Annotated in this window: 14 protein-coding genes; 5 read left to right on the plus strand and 9 right to left on the minus strand. The window is 68.0% G+C overall.

Annotated features, from left to right (window positions below; translation table 11 throughout):
• Positions 1–141: 141 nt before the first annotated feature.
• Positions 142–771: a response regulator gene (locus tag IG178_RS11995; RefSeq protein ID WP_193212794.1), complete on the plus strand. Its 630-nt coding sequence runs from the start codon at positions 142–144 to the stop codon at positions 769–771.
• A 3-nt stretch (positions 772–774) separates the two neighbouring features.
• Here IG178_RS11995 and IG178_RS12000 read toward each other — a convergent pair whose 3' ends face one another.
• Positions 775–1,416, minus strand: coding sequence for a PEP-CTERM sorting domain-containing protein (locus IG178_RS12000; RefSeq protein WP_193212795.1), 642 nt, complete (start codon positions 1,414–1,416; stop codon positions 775–777).
• Positions 1,417–1,628: 212 nt separating this feature from the next.
• Here IG178_RS12000 and IG178_RS12005 point away from each other — a divergent pair, with 212 nt between their 5' ends.
• The gene (locus IG178_RS12005; protein ID WP_193212796.1) at positions 1,629–3,728 is read left to right on the plus strand and encodes a glycoside hydrolase family 172 protein; all 2,100 of its coding nucleotides are present in this window, start codon (positions 1,629–1,631) and stop codon (positions 3,726–3,728) included.
• Between the two features lies 1 nt (position 3,729).
• On the opposite strand, the gene IG178_RS12010 is transcribed toward IG178_RS12005, so the two are convergent.
• Positions 3,730–5,805: a LamG-like jellyroll fold domain-containing protein gene (locus IG178_RS12010; protein WP_193212797.1), complete on the minus strand. Its 2,076-nt coding sequence runs from the start codon at positions 5,803–5,805 to the stop codon at positions 3,730–3,732.
• 129 nt (positions 5,806–5,934) lie between these two features.
• Here IG178_RS12010 and IG178_RS12015 point away from each other — a divergent pair, with 129 nt between their 5' ends.
• On the plus strand, positions 5,935–6,996 hold the full coding sequence (locus IG178_RS12015) for a sialate O-acetylesterase (protein ID WP_193212798.1): 1,062 nt from the start codon (positions 5,935–5,937) through the stop codon (positions 6,994–6,996).
• A gap of 18 nt (positions 6,997–7,014) precedes the next feature.
• Here the strand turns inward: IG178_RS12015 and IG178_RS12020 are convergent, their stop codons facing one another.
• Positions 7,015–8,112, minus strand: a complete 1,098-nt coding sequence (locus IG178_RS12020) for an exo-alpha-sialidase (protein WP_193212799.1) — start codon at positions 8,110–8,112, stop codon at positions 7,015–7,017.
• Between the two features lie 135 nt (positions 8,113–8,247).
• Between IG178_RS12020 and IG178_RS12025 the strand changes: the two genes are divergently transcribed.
• Positions 8,248–8,820, plus strand: a complete 573-nt coding sequence (locus IG178_RS12025) for a DUF4256 domain-containing protein (RefSeq protein ID WP_193212800.1) — start codon at positions 8,248–8,250, stop codon at positions 8,818–8,820.
• Between the two features lie 25 nt (positions 8,821–8,845).
• On the opposite strand, the gene IG178_RS12030 is transcribed toward IG178_RS12025, so the two are convergent.
• Positions 8,846–10,288 carry a FecR domain-containing protein gene (locus IG178_RS12030; protein WP_193212801.1) on the minus strand — a complete coding sequence of 481 codons (1,443 nt, stop codon included), beginning with the start codon at positions 10,286–10,288 and terminating at the stop codon, positions 8,846–8,848.
• Positions 10,285–10,812, minus strand: coding sequence for a sigma-70 family RNA polymerase sigma factor (locus IG178_RS12035; RefSeq protein ID WP_193212802.1), 528 nt, complete (start codon positions 10,810–10,812; stop codon positions 10,285–10,287). Before IG178_RS12035 ends, IG178_RS12030 begins: the two co-directional genes overlap by 4 nt.
• A 218-nt stretch (positions 10,813–11,030) precedes the next feature.
• On the opposite strand from IG178_RS12035, the gene IG178_RS12040 reads away from it, so the two are divergent.
• The gene (locus tag IG178_RS12040; RefSeq protein WP_193212803.1) at positions 11,031–11,735 is read left to right on the plus strand and encodes a PEP-CTERM sorting domain-containing protein; all 705 of its coding nucleotides are present in this window, start codon (positions 11,031–11,033) and stop codon (positions 11,733–11,735) included.
• A gap of 65 nt (positions 11,736–11,800) precedes the next feature.
• On the opposite strand, the gene IG178_RS12045 is transcribed toward IG178_RS12040, so the two are convergent.
• The 4 genes from IG178_RS12045 to IG178_RS12060 all read right to left on the minus strand — a co-directional run.
• On the minus strand, positions 11,801–12,817 hold the full coding sequence (locus IG178_RS12045; RefSeq protein WP_193212804.1) for a hypothetical protein: 1,017 nt from the start codon (positions 12,815–12,817) through the stop codon (positions 11,801–11,803).
• Positions 12,814–13,809 (minus strand): hypothetical protein, encoded by a 996-nt coding sequence (locus IG178_RS12050; RefSeq protein ID WP_193212805.1) that lies wholly within the window; start codon positions 13,807–13,809, stop codon positions 12,814–12,816. Before IG178_RS12050 ends, IG178_RS12045 begins: the two co-directional genes overlap by 4 nt.
• A complete protein-coding gene (locus IG178_RS12055) occupies positions 13,806–15,023 on the minus strand; it encodes a hypothetical protein (RefSeq protein WP_193212806.1) in 1,218 nt (405 codons plus the stop codon). Before IG178_RS12055 ends, IG178_RS12050 begins: the two co-directional genes overlap by 4 nt.
• Positions 15,020–16,314, minus strand: a 1,295-nt coding sequence (locus IG178_RS12060; protein ID WP_226895361.1) for a hypothetical protein, incomplete at its 5' end; no start/stop codon positions are given. The genes IG178_RS12055 and IG178_RS12060, both read right to left, overlap by 4 nt.

Genomic DNA, 16,314 nt, shown 5'->3' on the forward strand with positions numbered 1-16,314 from the left:
CACCACGCTCGCCGCGACGGGGAACGGCCTTGCCAACATGCGGTCGCGGGTGGATGAGCTGGGAGGCCGGATCGACTTCGAGAGCAGTCCGGAGGGGACCCGGTTGCAACTGGCGATTCCGCTGCTAGATCATTGAGACGAATGGAGAGCGCCTTGATCGTGGAAGACCTCGCGGAGCCGAGGGAGTGGCTGGCCGGGGTGGTGCGCACGGCCTTCCCGGGGTGCCGGATTCATGCCGCGGCGACCCTCGCGGACGGGCTGCGGGCGGTGGAGATGGAGCGATTCGGGCTGGCCCTGATCGACCTCGGCCTGCCCGATGGCAGCGGCTTCGACCTGTTGCGCGAGCTCCAGCGGTCCTCGCCGGCGACACGCTGCGTGATCACCACGGTGATGGGCGACGACGCGAAGATCGTGACCGCGCTCGCCGGCGGAGCCAGCGGCTACCTGTTGAAAGAGCAGTCCGCCGAACAGACGGTCCGCCAGCTGGTGCAGCTTGCCGAGGGGATGCCGATCCTTTCGCCGTCGATCGCCCGCCGGATGATCGATCACTTCCGCCTGACCGGTCCTTCCGAGACCGACGGCGGCACACTCACCGAACGCGAGAAGGAGACGCTGGCCTTGATCGCGCGCGGTTACCGCAACCGTGAGGTGGCGGGGCAGCTCGGCGTGGCGGAGAGCACCGTGGCCAGCCACGTGAAGTCGATCTACCGGAAGCTCGGCATCGCCACCCGGGCCGAGGCGTCGTGGCACGCGACCCGGCTCGGGCTGTGACGATCATCCGCGGCGGCGGCGGGCCGCGACCAGCAGGCCGGAGAGACCGAGGAGGGTGGTGGCACCCGGTTCGGGGACGCCATTGAAGGTGAACACCAGCTGGTCGGTGATGCCATTCGAGGTGGCGGTCGAGATGTAGGGACCGGCCGCGGCTTCCTGGGCGGTGACGCCGATCCCGGCGAGGGTCTGGTTGGCGAGGAAAACGCTGGACGGGCCGGTGTAGGCGAGGATGCCGCTGAGGCCGGTGCCGACGGTGAGGTTCATCTGGCCGGTCGACAGGTTGCGCTCCAACTGGAAGTTGCCGAAGCCCTGCAGGACGCCGGTTTGGATCGCGACGCTGGTGCCGGGGAACCAGTTGATCGTCGAGCTTTGAGGCACGTAGCGGTCGATGGGCTGCGCGACCTGGCCGGGTTGGGCGAGGGTGCCGCTGAAGAAGAGCTGTCCTTCCAGTCCCATGAAGGCGCCGTTGATGCCGAGGGTGGTGTAGGAGGCGAAGGCGGCGGTGTTGATCGTGCCGGACACGGTCACAACCAGACCGGGGGTGGGGCCGGCTTGTTCGGTGAAGTCGACGACGATGGCCGCCCGCAAGGCCGGGGCGAGGGAGATCAGGGCGAGCGTTGCGAGGGAGAGGGTGGAGCGTTTCATGAAGGGGAGGCGGTCGGGATGTTAGAGGCTTGCCGCCGCTTCCGGCCATCCCCTGAACAGAGGATTCTTCCCGGGCATCGCGCGGCGTCACGGGGCGGCTTGTCAGATCTGTAAGGACAGCTTCCCGCCCAGCCGGATTCCCGGAGCTTGAAGCAGGGCGGAGGGCCGGGCATGGCCCTTCATGCTTGGCCGGGCCCGCGGCCACCGTGATCATGCCATCCATCAAAGCCATCTTCCTTCTCTTCGCCCTGGTCGCCCCCTGGTCCGGCGCGGCGGCTGCCGAGCTCTCGTATGCCGACCTCGTCCAACGGATGAGCCGTCTGGAGCGCTTGGCTGCACCGGTGCCTGCCGGCGAGAAGGCGGGAGCCTCGACGAGCCACGACCGCAAGTCGCGGTTCGATCCGGCGACGGGAGCGTACCACGACTGGTCGGCGAACGACGACGGCGGGGGATTCATTCGCGAGGAAGGCGGCGGGCAGGTGATGGTCGACCTGGAAGGACCGGGCGTGCTGTGGCGGATCTGGTCGGCGATGCCAGAACAGGGCCATGTCCGGATCTACCTCGACGGCCAGGAGACGCCGGTGATCGACAAGCCCTTCGCCGCCTTTTTCGACGATCTCGAAAAGGACTACCCCGGGATCGCGATGACGCTGTCGCGGGGGCGGAACAGCTTCGTGCCCATTTCCTTCGCGAAGTCCTGCAAGGTGGTGATGGCGGCGGGTTGGGGCCGCTACTTCCATGCGACCCACACGCTCTTTCCCGAGGGCACCGTCGTCGAACCGTTCCCGGGCTTCACGCCGGCCGTCGTCCCGCTTCTCAAGGGTGCGAGTGAGACTTGGAGACGGGCCGGAAGCAGTCCCTATCCGGCGGTGGATGTTGCCATCAAGGAGCGGACGCTCGAGATCCTTCCCGGCCGCGAGGAACGGCTCGCGGTGCCGGGCGCGGGTGCGGTCCGGATGCTGAAGGTGAAACCGATGGGCCTGCCGGCCGACCGGATCGCGCAGGAGGACATCCTCCGCGAGCTCACCTTGTCGCTTTCCTGGGACGGCGAGGAGAAGCCTAGTGTCTGGGCGCCGCTGGGAGATTTTTTCGCCACCTCACCGGGGCTGAACCCGTTCAAGACCCTGCCGATGGGCTGCGTTGACGGAGAATTCTACTCCTACTGGTACATGCCGTTTGCCGGGGGCATGGAGCTTGCCATCGGCAACGGGGGAGCGGCGGCGCGCACGATCGCGGTCACCCTGGAAACGGTCGCGCTCGAGGCCGCCGAAGCCGCGCGCCTGTTGCGCTTCTGCGCCGCCTGGCACGGCGACGATTTCACCGGCCTGGACGCGGAGCGCTTCGTCCACCGCCAGGGCGACCGTTGGCCGGACTGGCCGCTGCTGGTGGTGAAGGGTGGGGGCCGCTACGTCGGGATGTCGCTGCACGTGTGGAAACACGGCGGCTGGTGGGGCGAAGGCGACGAGAAGTTTTATGTCGATGGCGAGGCCTTTCCCTCGACCCTCGGGACCGGCAGCGAGGACTACATCGGCTACGCCTGGGCCGCGGATCCGCCGTTCGTGACCTTCGAATGCGCCGCCGCTGCATGCTCGGTCATCCGTCCCGACGCCCAGCAGGACACGGCGGTCTGCCGCTTTCACCTCGGCGATGAGATTCCCTTCCGCAGCGGGTTCGAGGGATTCCTGGAAGTCATGCCGAACGCCGACTGCAAGCCGGCGATCTATGAAACCTGCGTCTACTGGTACCGCGACGGCGAGGCGGTCAACCCGTACGGCGAGGTCCCGCCCGCAAGGCGCCGCCACCTGCGCCCGGGTCGCGGGGAGCGCCACGTCCTGCCGTCGACCTTCCGGAAGATTCCGCCGAAGCCCGGCACGCAGGAGGGCGAAGGCCTGAGGGTGCTCCGTGCCAGCGCCGGACGTCACTGGATCCAGGAGATGGGCGACTTTGCCGGTGGCTCGTGGAGCGGCGACGCGCAACTCGTATGGACCGGAGCGACGCTCGGCGATGAGATCGAAGTGGAATTCGCGGTGGAGCACGCCGGCCGCTTCGATCTGATGGCCGCGTTCACCAAAGCTCCCGACTATGGGGTCTTCGCCCTGGCGATCGACGGCCGGCCGCTCGACCGCCATCTCGACTTCTTCGCCGGTCGGGTCGGTGCCACCGGTGCGCTCCCGCTCGGCCGGTTCGACCTGGCCGCCGGCAAACACGTGCTGAAGGCGAAGGCCATCGGCACGAACCCGCAGGTGCGGGCGGGGAGCTCGGGAAGCCACGTGTTCGGTCTGGATTTCCTGCGGCCCGTCGCGGTGGAGTAGCCTACTTCGCGGCGGCAAGGCGGGCGACCTCTTCCCCGCTCAAGGCGCCGTCGTAGAGCCGGAAATCATCCACCATTCCATCGAGGAAAGGATCGTTCGGGAACTGCGAGCGGCCGATCCAGTTGCGGTCGGTGCGGCCGAGGCGGAACGGCGGGAAGTCGATGGCCTCGTTCACGCCGACGGCCACGCCATCGACGTAGAGCGTCCCGCGGCGGCCGGACAAGGTGACGGCGACGTGGCTCCACTTGCCGGAAAGGAGGGCGGCGTCCGCGTCGATGACCTGCTCGTTGTAACCGTAGACCGTGCTCACCGCGAAGCGGGCCTTGCCGTTCGATCCGCGCGGGGTCAGGAAAAGGTAGCGGCCGCGGTCGTCCCCGAAGTCGAACACGCGGGCCCAGCTTTGGTCCGTGCCGGGTCGCACCCAGGCCGCCACGGTGAAGTCCGACAGGTCGGCGGCGATCCCCTCCGGCAGCGCGACGTGGCCGTCCTTGCCATCGAGTGAGAGCGCTTTGCCGAGCTTGCCGGCCGCCCACGAGGTGCCGCCCTGCGGGTTGCCGTCGCGGCCGCCGCCCGATCGGTCCGCGGCATTGCCGTCGAAGTCGAGGTGGAGCCGGAGCTCCGGTTGCATGGAAACGTGGACGACGCCGGAGGGCCGGGTTTCCTTGTCGTCGCGGAATCCACGAACGACATAGTAGTTGGGGCCGGGCAGCGGCTTCGTGTCGGTGAAGGTCACCGGGTCGCGGATGTCGTCCGCGATCACCCCGGGTGCCGCTTCGGGATCCTTCGAACGGAGCACGGTGTACCGGTCGGCGCCTGCGGCGCCCCACCAGGAGAGCACGACCGTGCCCCCGTCCTTCCGCGCGGTCAGGCCGACGGGCGCGGGATCGGAGGCTGCGGGATCCAGCGTGTGGGTGAGCGTGCCGAGGCCGAACTGGTCGAAGGTCGAGGCATGGCCGCCGCCGCCGCCCTCGGGCCGGATCTTCGCCGCGTAGCGCTCGCACCACGGCGCGGCGATCCCTTTACGGTGGACATAGTGGTTGAGCACCAGCTCGAATCCGGAGCGCATCGCGCCGCGGTCGTGGGAGGCGATCACGTCCTGCCTCCGCCGGTCGCCGCGCTGGCCGGTGCCCCAGGCGTAGGGCAGGAACGGGACGTCCTCGCCGAGGTTGTATTTGGCGACGTATTCCGCCCCGGCGAGGAAGCGGTTGTTGTCCTCGCCGTAGAGGTCGTCGCCCTGGTTCCAGGCCGTTTCGCAGATCGGCCCCATCAGCGCGATGCCGAGCGTGTTGTGACCCTGGTCGCGGCCGGATTCCTGCCATTGGCCGAGGTTTCCCGGATGGACGACGTAGACCGCCTTGTCGAGGGCACCGTTGCCGCGGCCGCGGTGGAAGTATTCGAGCGCCTGGTCATAGAGGTCGCGGCGGTCACAGAGCACGCCAATCGCCTGCAGCGAGGCCATGTTGCACAAATCCCAGTTCGCCCAGTAGTTGGTGATCGCGGCGTCGTTGTGGCGGTGCAGGAAGTCGAGGTTCATCGGCAGGAAGACCTCGAGCATCATCCGCTGGCAGCGGGCGAAATCGTCCGGTTTCCAGCCGGGGTAGGTCCGCATGATCTCGGCGGCGTTCGCGAACTGGTAGCCATAGATCCCGGCGGCAAGGCAGCGGTCCGAGTTGCCTTCGATCGACTTCAGGGTGGTCGACCAGGCATTGAGGATCTCGACCGCCTTGTCGGCGCAGGCGGTGTCGCCGCCGACCTTCCATTTCAGCGCGAGCTGGTAGGCGGCGTGGATGTCGTTGAAGAGTACCGGGAAGTTTTGTCCTTCACCGCCGCGCACCACTTTTTCCAGCGGCCGCGGCTTCCAGTCGGCGCGGGCGTGGCGGCTTTCCTCCAGCTTTTTCCAGCCCGAGGTCCACGGTTCCTCGCCGGCCTTCACCTTGGTCCGCATCCGCTCGAAGTCGTTCGCGGTGTGGAGCAGGCCGGGGTGGACGAAGGGTTTCGTGACGCCGGCGGCGGGGAGGACCAGGCAGGCCATCGCCAGCAGCCGGGCGGACAGGGATGATGTGAATGGAAGGGTCATGGTCTCTCGGAGCGGGCCGGATCCTACGGGCGGAAACGCGGATTGTTTCGTCCCGTGCCCCCGCTTCCCCCCTTTGGGGGATGTCGCGGACGATGAAAGATCGGGCCGCCTCCGGCCGAAGGTTGATGGATGAAAATCGTTCGATTTGTCCAACGGGTGCTGTGCGGGATGGCCGGGCTGGCGATGGCGGCAGGCGCGGAGGATTTGCCGGTGAAAGTGTTCGTCCTCGCCGGCCAGTCGAACATGGAAGGGAAAGCGCAGAACAAGCTGCTCGACCACCAGGCCGATGCCGAGGGGACCCGCGCGCAATTCGCGCACCTGCGGAAGGACGGCGCCTGGATCGTGCGGGACGACGTCTTCATCCACTACCTCAACCGCCACGGCGGCTCGACGACCGGCTACGGGTCGCCCGGCCGCACCGGGGTCGAGCTGGAGTTTGGAAACACGATGGGTGACCGCTTCGACGGGCCGGTCCTGCTGATCAAGGCGGCATGGGGCGGTCATTCCCTGTTCCAGAAGTTCCGCCCGCCGTCCGCGGGCATGCCGCCCGGGGAAAAGCTGCAGGCGGAGCTGGAACAGGCGCGCAAGAACACGGCCAGGAACAACGGGAAGCACGGGCGGAACGACCCGGAGCCGGTCATGGCGGACATCATCGCGGCCTACGGTTCGTCCTACCGGGCGATGCTGGAGGAAGTACGAAAGGTGCAGGAGAACGTCGCGACGCTCTTTCCGGAATTGGCGGGAAGGAAGCTCGAGCTGGCGGGTTTCGTCTGGTTCCAGGGCTGGAACGACCAGTACGGCGGGGCGGAGCAGGAATATGCCTCGAACCTGGAACACCTGATCAAGGACGTGCGCAAGGACCTCGGGGTTCCCGGCTTGCCCGTGGTGATCGGGGTGATGGGCCAGAACGGTTCGAAACCGGCGGACGGTCCGATGAAGGTGATCCAGGAGGCCCAGCTGGCGATGGAAGAGGTGCCGGGTTTCCGCGGGAACGTGAAGGCGGTGCGCACCGACGTGCTGGTGGACCGGGCCGCCGAAGCGCTCTATCCGACCTGGAAGGAGAACGTCCCGGAGTGGGAGAAGGTCGGCTCGGACCACGGCTATCACTACCTCGGCAGCGCGATCTGGTTCAACCGGATGGGCAAGGCTTTCGGGGAGGCGATGCTCGGCCTGCTGGAGGATGCGGAGTGAAAGTCCGAGGTGCTTTTTCTAACGGATCCGGCCGCTCACCGTCCAGATGCCGCGGGTGCCCTTGAGGCTCGTTTCGGAAATCGCCATGACGCGGTCCTCGCCGGGGATGAAGACGGCATTCCATAGTTGCGCCCGCCCGGGCGTCTCGGGGAAGGGGAAGGAGGGGCTGCCGAAGTTCCTGGCGTTCGCGTCACCGATGGCGACGGCCATGCGGGAGTCGCGCATCTGTCCGGACGCAGCGAGCTGGAAGGAGATCACGAAGCGGTCGTCGGCCAGTTGACGGAGGTAGGGGGCACCGGCGTAGGTGGACGCGGGCAGCGGCTCGGCGAGCGCCCGCCAGCGGAACGGGCTGTCACCGTCCACGGCCCCCTTCCGCCAGCCGCCGCCGTCGATGGGGGTGGCGACGATGACCGGCTTGAAAGTCCCGCTCAGTCCGTTGTCCTCGATGGCGACGAAGACGGACTTGCCGTCGCGGGACAGCACCGGAACGGGCATCCCGTCGCGGGAGCCCTTGCGGAACGAGATCGTCTCCGGGGCCGACCAGTGGCGCCCGTTGTCCTTCGACCGCAGCATGCTGACCTCCTGCTCGTTGCTGTCCCGGTAGGGGCCTTCGTTGGCGAAGTAGAGCTGTAGCTCGTCACCGGGAAGCTGGATGCAGGCGGGTTCCCAGCAGCCGTTTTCGAATTCCTTGCCGGCGGTGTGGATCGTGACCGGGGGCGACCAGGTCCTGGCGCCGTCGCGGCTGAGGCTGGCAACGATCGCGAAGGCCTTGCCGCTGCCCCGGTCCGGCCGGAAGTTGAAGAAGCACAGGACCTCGCCGTTGCGGAGGACACAGAGTTCGGTGTTGGTGCAAGTGCCGCCGTCCATCGCGGCGACCGGGATGGAATCGCCCCAAGTACGACCTTCGTCGTGGCTCAGCCCGACGTGGACCCCGCGCTTGAAATCGTAGCCGGCGATCAAGGTGCCGGCATCGAGGCGGGCGATGCGGCCATAGTGGGCTCCCGCCTTGACCAGCACCGGATGGTCGCGGTCCCATTCGATGGCAGGCTTCGCGATCCCGGGCGAAGCCAGGACCAGAACGGCGAGTCCGGCCGCGACACGGAAAGCTTGCTTCACGGGCCTGGTTTCGGCGGAAGCTCCGTCCGCTGTCAAGGGTGCCGCCACCTGTTTTCGGTTTGTCTTCGCCGTGCCGTTCGTTCTTCCTGTCAGGGCTGGCGGCGGAGGGAACCGCGACCTGCAAATTCGACATCCATGAAAGGCAGGGAACAGAAAAAGGAGCTGAGCCGGGAACAGCGCGAGGAGCTTCTTTCCACGCTCGAGGCCCGCTTCGGCAAGAACATGCAACGCCATCAGGGTTTGGCATGGGCCGCGGTGCAGGCCCGGCTTGCGGCACAGGCAGGCAAGCTGTGGTCGTTGTTCGGGATGGAGTCCACGGGCGGCGAACCGGATGTCGTCGGTCTCGACCGTGAGTCGGGCGAGTATCTGTTTTTCGATTGTTCGGCGGAGTCCCCCAAGGGCCGCCGCAGCATCTGTTACGACCGCGAGGGCCTGGAGTCGCGGAAGGAACACAAGCCGGCGAACAACGCCATCGACATGGCGGAGGCGATGGGGGTCGAACTGTTGACGGAAAGCCAGTACCGGTCGCTGCAGGAACTCGGCGAGTTCGACCTGAAAACGTCGAGCTGGGTGAAAACCCCGGACGACATCCGCAAGCTCGGCGGTGCCTTGTTTTGCGACCGCCGATTCGGCCATGTCTTCACCTATCACAACGGCGCGCAGTCCTATTACAGCGCGCGGGCGTTCCGTGGCGTGCTGAAGGTCTGATTCCGGGTGCTCGGGTTGCTCGCTACTAGCGCCTCGCGGCGCCGCCGCTGTCGCGCGGGTAGTGGACGGCGCGGACATCGATCCGGCGCAGCGCGAGGTCGCCGCCGTCGTCGTTCTCGACGGTGAGCGATGCCGGGGCGCTTCCCTCCGACAGCGGGAGTTCGGCCAGCCGCTCCGCCTGGGCACTGGCGCCGGCATACAGGGCCAGTCCGCCCCGCACCGGGTCGTAGCACAGCGTCAGCGGGTGTTCCTCCAGGGCGGAGACGTCCACCGGTTCGGTTTCCCGGTCCCCGATGTCGTCGCGCAGCCGCCAGCGGTGGCCGTCGGCCGCCCTCGCCACCAGCGAGAAGATCCGCGAGCCCCCGGAGTCCCAGAGCGCGACGCTTTCGGAGCCGTTGAGCCGCGATGTCTTGTCGGAAAGCCGGGCGGGCTCGGCGGTGAAGATGGTGACGAGGTAGACCGTCCGCCCGCCCTTCAGCGCAAGGGGTTGGAACTGGGCGGCAAGGTTCCGGTAGCCGCCCGAGGTGTCCAGCATTCCGCCGCCGACGCGGGTCGGATGTTTTTCGCGCAAGACCATCCAGGGGCTGCCGACGTCCGGCTTCTTGCGGGCCAGCGGGGTGCCCTCCTCCTCGTTGAAATTGTCGGAGAACAAGGTGCGCTCCACCGGGAGCGATTGCTGGAAGTCCTGGAGGACCGCCGGGGCGGGAAGGGCCGGATCGCTCACGCTCCAGGCGCGGGCCTCGCCGGCAGAGAGCTGCAGCGGCGCGACACCGTTCCGGGTCAATTCGACCATGCCTTCCTCGACGTGGACTTCCCCCGCGCCCCCGTCTCCGGAGATCATACCGAAGCGGGTGCCGATGTGACGGATGGATGCGCCCTGGACCTGCGCCGTGAAGTCGGGTGCTCCCGTGCCGGTGCGGACCCAGGCCCGGCCGCGCTGCAGCTCGAAGGATCCGGACGCGTCGCGCAGGACGATCTCCGCCGGGCTTTCGACGCAGAGTTCGGTGGCGGGATTGAGCCGCACGACCATCACTCCCTGTTCCACCGAGAGCTTCTCCGACGGCTTCCAATGGCGGGCGGGACCGATGCGCCCGTCGACCAGGACCCGGCCGTCGGTGGAGACGGCGATCGGGATGTCCGGCTTCTTCAAACGGATCATCACCAGCGCGAACAAGCCGGCGACCAGGATGGCTGCCGCGCTGGCAAAGGAAAACCGCCAGGGATGGCCGCGGCGGCGCTTTTCCGACCAGCCGTTGGCCGCGGCTCCCTGGCGGGCATGGGCGATCGGGCGGTCCGCGGAACCGAAGTCCTCCACCAGCAGCTGGTCGATCGATGTCAGCGAGCAATAGGTCCGGCGCGCCTCGGGATCCTGGAGCAGGATGGTTTCGAGACGGCGTGCGTCGTCGCTGGTGATCGTCCCGTCCAGCAGCTCGTGGATAAGCTTCTCGTAGTGGTGGTCGTCCTTCATGTCCCGGCGCTGAGACGGCGTTCGATGCAGGTGCGCAAGGCACTGCGGATCTGGTGGAGGCGGGCCTTGAGCGTGCCGACGCTGCGGTTGGTCGCCTGGGCGAGGACCTCGAGCGATTCGGTCGACCAGTAGCGGTGCCGGATCAACTGCAGGTCCCGCGGCGTGAGTTTGGAAACACAGCGGCTCAGGGCCTGGCGGCGCTCCTGGAGTTCATCGGAGATTTCCACGAAGTCTTCGCTGAGGAGATCGATCAGTTCGTCGTTGAATGCCACCACCTTCGACCTGCGTTGGGTGCGAAAGTATTTCTTCACTTCCAGCTGGGCAACCCGGAAGGCCCAGTTGCGGAAGCTGGTGCCGGGCTGGAACTTGGCGCGCTTCTTCCACAGCACCATGTTGACGACCTGGCGGATGTCCATCGCGGCGTGAACGTCGCCGGTCAGGGTACGGAGGAAGTGGATCAGATCCACCTGATGCAGGGTGAGCTGTTCCACGAATTCCTCCAGGTTCGGATCGGCCTCGGACATGGGTCGCGTGTTCCACTCCCGGAATCACCGGACGGTTTAAGCTTTTCCCGCGAAAAATGCACTCCGGAAGCGATCGCCGGCGCGACGCCCCGCGGCATCGGAAAAAGATCGAAAGTTTTCCCAACCGTCCGCCGCGGGCGGGAGTGGAACGGCCTGGAACCCCGGCGTCCCGGGATTCCGGATCCAACATCAAACCCTCCGATCCCTCTTCCATACCCATGACTCCAAAAACCACCCTCATCGCTTCCGGAATCATCCTCGCCACGGCGCTCCAGGGCCAGGCGACCGTCATCGGCTTCGGCCAGATCGGCGGCAGCAACGCGGCCGTCGGCCTGAACTTCGCCTCGAACGTGAGCGCCGACGGCAACGGCTTTGTCGTCACCAACGGCGCCACCCCGAACATCGGGCTGACCTGGGGCGGCTCGGCGGCCTCACCCACGGATTCCAGCTGGGACATCCACACCTCGAACTTTTTCACCCCGATCGAGAACCAGACCGTCGGGGGCGGGGCGTGGGACAATGAGGGCAGCATTCCCCGCATCGCCCAGCTCGACTTCGGCAACCACACCATCGCCTTCGCCGTCGATGAAGGCTTCGCCCTCTCCCTGAACTCCTTCGACTTCGGCCACACCGCCGAAACCGCAGGGACCGCCACCTGGGATCTGACCCTCACGGACTCCAGCCTCAACGTCGTCTGGTCGCAGTCGGTGTCGCTGACCAACACGACCACGACGATCAGCCCGGGCTTCACCGGCAGCCTCGGCGAAGACTATCTCCTCACCTTCAACCGGACCTCGGAGACGTACAACACCAACGGTCGCCACGGTCTCGATAACCTGAATTTCACCCAGGTGCCCGAACCGGCCTCGGCCTTCCTGGCGGGGCTCTCCGGACTGGCGTTCTTCCTGCGTCGCCGCCGATAAGGGTTCCGGTTGGTATCGCGGATTGCCGATCCCTCCCTCCGCCACGCGGGGGGAGGGTTCTTTTTTCACGGTTCGCCCTCGTCTGCTACGGACACCCGGATGGCCACCACGTTGACCTTGGCCGCGACGTGAGCCCGGCGGGTGTAAATCTCGTGGAAAGCCGCGGCGGCCGCCTTGAAGGTCGGGCCGTCGCGCAGCACGATCAGTCTCCACTCGCCGATGGAGGCCTCGCTGGAAACGGGATAAGCCTCCGCGTCCCCTTCGTGGTGGCGGGGAGCTTCCAGCAGGCCGTCGAGGGTGGCGTGGCCGGGAGTGTCGCGGGTGATTCGGCCTTGGAATTTCGCGAGCACCCGGTCGCCGTAGCCGGGCTCCTGCCTCCGCCGCCGGTCGCCATGGGATGACTGGAGGTGGAACGGGACATCCGCGCGACAGGCGAGGGAGAAAGACTTCCACACGCGGCCCGTGCCGGACAAATGCCCGACGACCTGCCGGGTGAGTTCGGGAGGATACTCGGGCACGTGGGCCAGCGCGTCGTCCGGCATCGAGGCGAAGATCAACTCGATCCGGAGCTCGTCGCCGGCGGCCGCACGGGGTTCGTCCGTTTGAAGGTGGTGCCAGAGCGACACGCTGCGGGTGCCCTGGTTCCAGGCGGCAAGTTCCTGCCAGCGATTGGCGGGGACGGCGGCCACCAGCCCCTTGGTCCGGAAATCGTAGTAGCTCGCGGGCACCGGGGACTGCTGAATCGAGACGTCATAGACCAGCCCGCCGCCGGCACCGGATGCCGCGACGATGTTGAAGCTTCGGGCGCCGGCAGGGGATCCTTCCCGTGGCCCGTTTCCGAGCGGGATTGGCTTCTCCGGGACGAAGGGCGCCTGGCCGCGGTGGGTCACTCGCCGTGGCAGGCCGTCGGTGGAAAGCAGCACCGGCCCGTGGTCCGCGACCGGCGCGGCGGCGCGTTTCATCTCCTCGCGCAACAAGGGCAGGCTGGCCGACGGGACCTCGATCACCACGCAATGCAAGCGCTCCCCGGCGACGGCGAGCGAGGCCAGCAAGGGAAGGAAGCAAGCGAGACGGGCGCTCATGGTTCGGCGGCGGTGATCCGGAAAGCGGCGACGTTGGCCACGCGAACTTCTCCCTTCGGGCCGGTCGCGCGCAGCCGCGGTCCACCCTCGACCGGTTGCAAGTGCCACCTGCCGGGCTGCAGCGGGACATCGAACCGCACCTGCGGCTGCTTCTTGCCGCCGGGCGGCTGCCACTGGCACTTCAGGTTGAAGCTCGTCTCGTAGTTCTGCGTGAGCGTTCCCGTGAGCCGGCAGAGCCCGCGGTCGTCGCTCCTTCCCCGCATGGCCCGCTCGCCCGCCGCGGAGGAGATGGAAAAGGGCCGGTCCACCTGGCAGCTCACGCTGAGCGTTTGCCAGGGGGCCATCGCCCCGCGGGCGAGCCGGGTGTGCTCCGGGGTGAAAGTGTTCATCGCCGCCACCACCGGTTCCGGGAGGAAGCCGACCTGCACGTCGAGGAGATGGATCCCCGTGGCGGTAGATGCCGCGACGGCGGTTGCCTCGCGGTAGCACCAGAGGCTCATGCCCTGGTTGTACTCCGAACCCCACGCCGCGACCGGGTGCCAGGTGTTGCGGCCCAGTGGCAAGGGCACCGACTCCGCCGTCATGCGGTAAAAGTCGTGCTCCGTGCCGCTCTCGAGTGCGTCGACATCGAACCGCAAGCCGGGACCGTCGCCGGCGCGCATCACGCCGAGGGTGAATCCGAAGTCCCCGGCGGTCCGCCCCGGGGTGCCGGATCTTTGCACCGACCACTCGAGCGGAAAGTCCCGGTCCAAGCGGATCGTCCCCTGATAGCCGGCGTTGCGGGGAAAGCCGGTGATGCCGGTCAGCAGCTTGCCCGACCGCGGCAGAACGGGCGTGCCCGCCATCCGCTTCATTTCCTCCCGCAGCAGGTCGTCGTAGCCGCGCGAGATGGTCACGAAGTGCAGCCTGTCCCGCGCCGGGGCGGCGGCCAGGGTCAGCGCCAGGGCGGAGCCGATCCACCGCGACGTTCGGGAAAGGAACGGGCATCTCATGGCGGTGGCGAATCGGAGTCGATCCCGAGCTCCCGCCGGACTTGCTCCGGTACCGGGTTTTCCTCCATCCAGCGCCGGGCGGCGCCGGCATCCTCGCGGAGCCATTGGGAAAGCAGCTCGCGGTAGCGGGCCAGCCGCAGCCCGGGGTGGCTGAGCTCGGGAACCAGGCTCAGGAGCAACGCCGCGTCCTCGACGCTGAACGACAACAGCAACTCGCCGAGCAGCGGGTCGCTGGCGTACTCGGGATGCCTCCGGTAGGCCGCCAGCCCCGCGGCAATCTTCCGCCGCTCGAAGAGCCCGATGACGGCACCGGTGAAGGCCGACTTGCGGTCTGGTCCGGGCTCCATGTCGTCCACGGCGGCGACGGCTGCGTCCGGGTCGACGGCCACCCAATCGCGATAGAGCGGCAGCAATTGTTCCGTGCCGAGATCATCGGGAAAGGCGCGCGCCAAGGCGACCTGGTCCTCGAAGCGGGTCAGGCCCTTCAACCGGAAGCCGAGCATCGCGCTGCGCAAGGCGGGGTCGAAGGCGTCCAACCATTGTCCGACCGCTGCGGGGGTTTCGGCGGAAAATTCCGGCCGGGCTTGTTGCAGGGCGATTGTCCGCGGGTGTTCGGGAAGTCCTGCGGTCAGACGGGCGAGGCGGGCCGGGTCCGTTGCAAGTTGCTCCATCGAACGCGCCAACAGCAGGTTCCACGGCAGGTCCCGCTCATGATCGGCTGCGAGCAGATGGGCCAGGGCCGCGTCGGGATCATGTTCCAACCAGGCCCTCATCACCGTGAACACCGCCAGAGGATGGGTCGCGGCCCACGCCATGGCGCCGGCGATGTCTTTTTCCGCCCACGCGGCGAGCAGAAGCTGCTGATCCCCGCTGCTGGACGGGATGCCGATGGCCTCCAGGGCCTCCAGGGCCGCGGGCCAGTCGCCGGACGAGAATTCCTCCGCGATGGCGAGCAAGGCCCGCTGGCGTTCGGCCGGGATCCCGGTCGCCAGTGCCGACCGCAGGCGGCCCTCCAGGGTCGAGGCGGCCGGCTCGCGGAGGATGGCCGGTTTCCCGGCGACCTCGCCGGCGGTGGGTGCCGGGGCCGCTCCGCCGCCGGTCGGCACCACCGCCAGTGCGCGCCGCCGGTCGGAAGCCTGGCGGGTCCCCACGCACAGGGCGGATGCGGCCAGTAGCCCGGCCACCAGGGAAGTCGTCGCGGTGAGCGCTTTCATGGTTCAGGCGGAAGGTAAGGCTGCCGTTGCGCTTCCTCGCGGGTTTCGGCGGGGATGTCGTGGTCGTCCATCCACCGCCGCGCATCGTCCGGCCGGAGGCCCGACCACCATGCCAGCCGTCCGGCCAGGACTTCCTGGCGCAGGGTGGGGTCCTTCATCCGGAGGACCTGTTCGAGGCCGAAGCCGACGTTCTCGATCGTACATCCCTGGACCATCGCGGCCACGGTCCCGTCGTCGGCGGCCCCGGGGTGCTGCCAAAGCAGCGCGAAGGCTCCCCGCGGATCGCGGTTGACCGTCCCGTGGCAGACCCCTTGGACGGCCTCGTCGCGCAGGGCGTCGTCGGGAATTCCGGCGATCGCGGCCGTTGCCGTGTCCGGATCGGTGTCGCTCCACAGCCGGAAGATGTGGCCAACCCCGGCGCTTTCCCTTGCTTGCGGATCGGCCAGCAAGAGCTTCCACGCCCGCTCCGACTCGCCGTCCCTGAGCAGCGTCGGGAAGTAAGAGGCGATCAGCCTGCTGCGTGCCGGACCCTCGCCGACTTCCTCTAACAGCGCATCCATGGTCCCGGGTCGCGAGTCGCCCAGCTCCATCGCCAGCGCGGTGATGGCGGCGGCCTGCTCCTGTTCACCGGGAATCCCGGAGAGGGTCTCGACGGCCAGGCCGAGGTCACGCGCGGCCACGCCGCGGACCACGGCCATCAGCGGTTGGCGGGATCCGGCCCCGCCGTCGGTCGATGCGGGGAAATGCCGGATCACCCAGTCGATGGCGGCGTCGGGATCGATCTCGCCCCAACAGCTCAGCGCGGTCCGGTCGAAGCCTTGCTCCAGGTGCTCGTGGGTCCAGGCGACGGCGCGGAGAGGATCGACCCGGGTCCACGCCGACACGACCAGCTGCCATTCGCTTGGGTGCCGGGTCCAGTCCTGCGGGGTCAGGGTTCCGGCGATGTCGGGGAATGCGGCGACCGGAAGCTGGTCGAGGAAGTCCAGCAACGCGCGCGCCCGCCGCGCCGGGCCGCTGAGGCCGAGGATCTCGCGCAAGCGCTGCTGCCGGTCGCCGGGAGCAGCCGGGAGCGGGCGGGCGGTCCGGCTGCGGGGGGTGCCGGCGAGGGCCGCGGTCCCGGGAACAGCGGCCGGTGACAGCTGCGCCGCGGAAACCGGCGGGTACGGACGCACGGCGTAGCCGAGCGAACCGAGGAATACGGCCGCCGCGGCGGCCACGGCGGATTTCTGGGCGGTGGTCATGGCAATCTGGGCACCGGCGCCGGGCGCGACCGCGGGGACGATCCCGCCCG

Source organism: Neoluteolibacter marinus, from assembly GCF_014904755.1.
Classification (GTDB): domain Bacteria; phylum Verrucomicrobiota; class Verrucomicrobiia; order Verrucomicrobiales; family Akkermansiaceae; genus Haloferula; species Haloferula marina.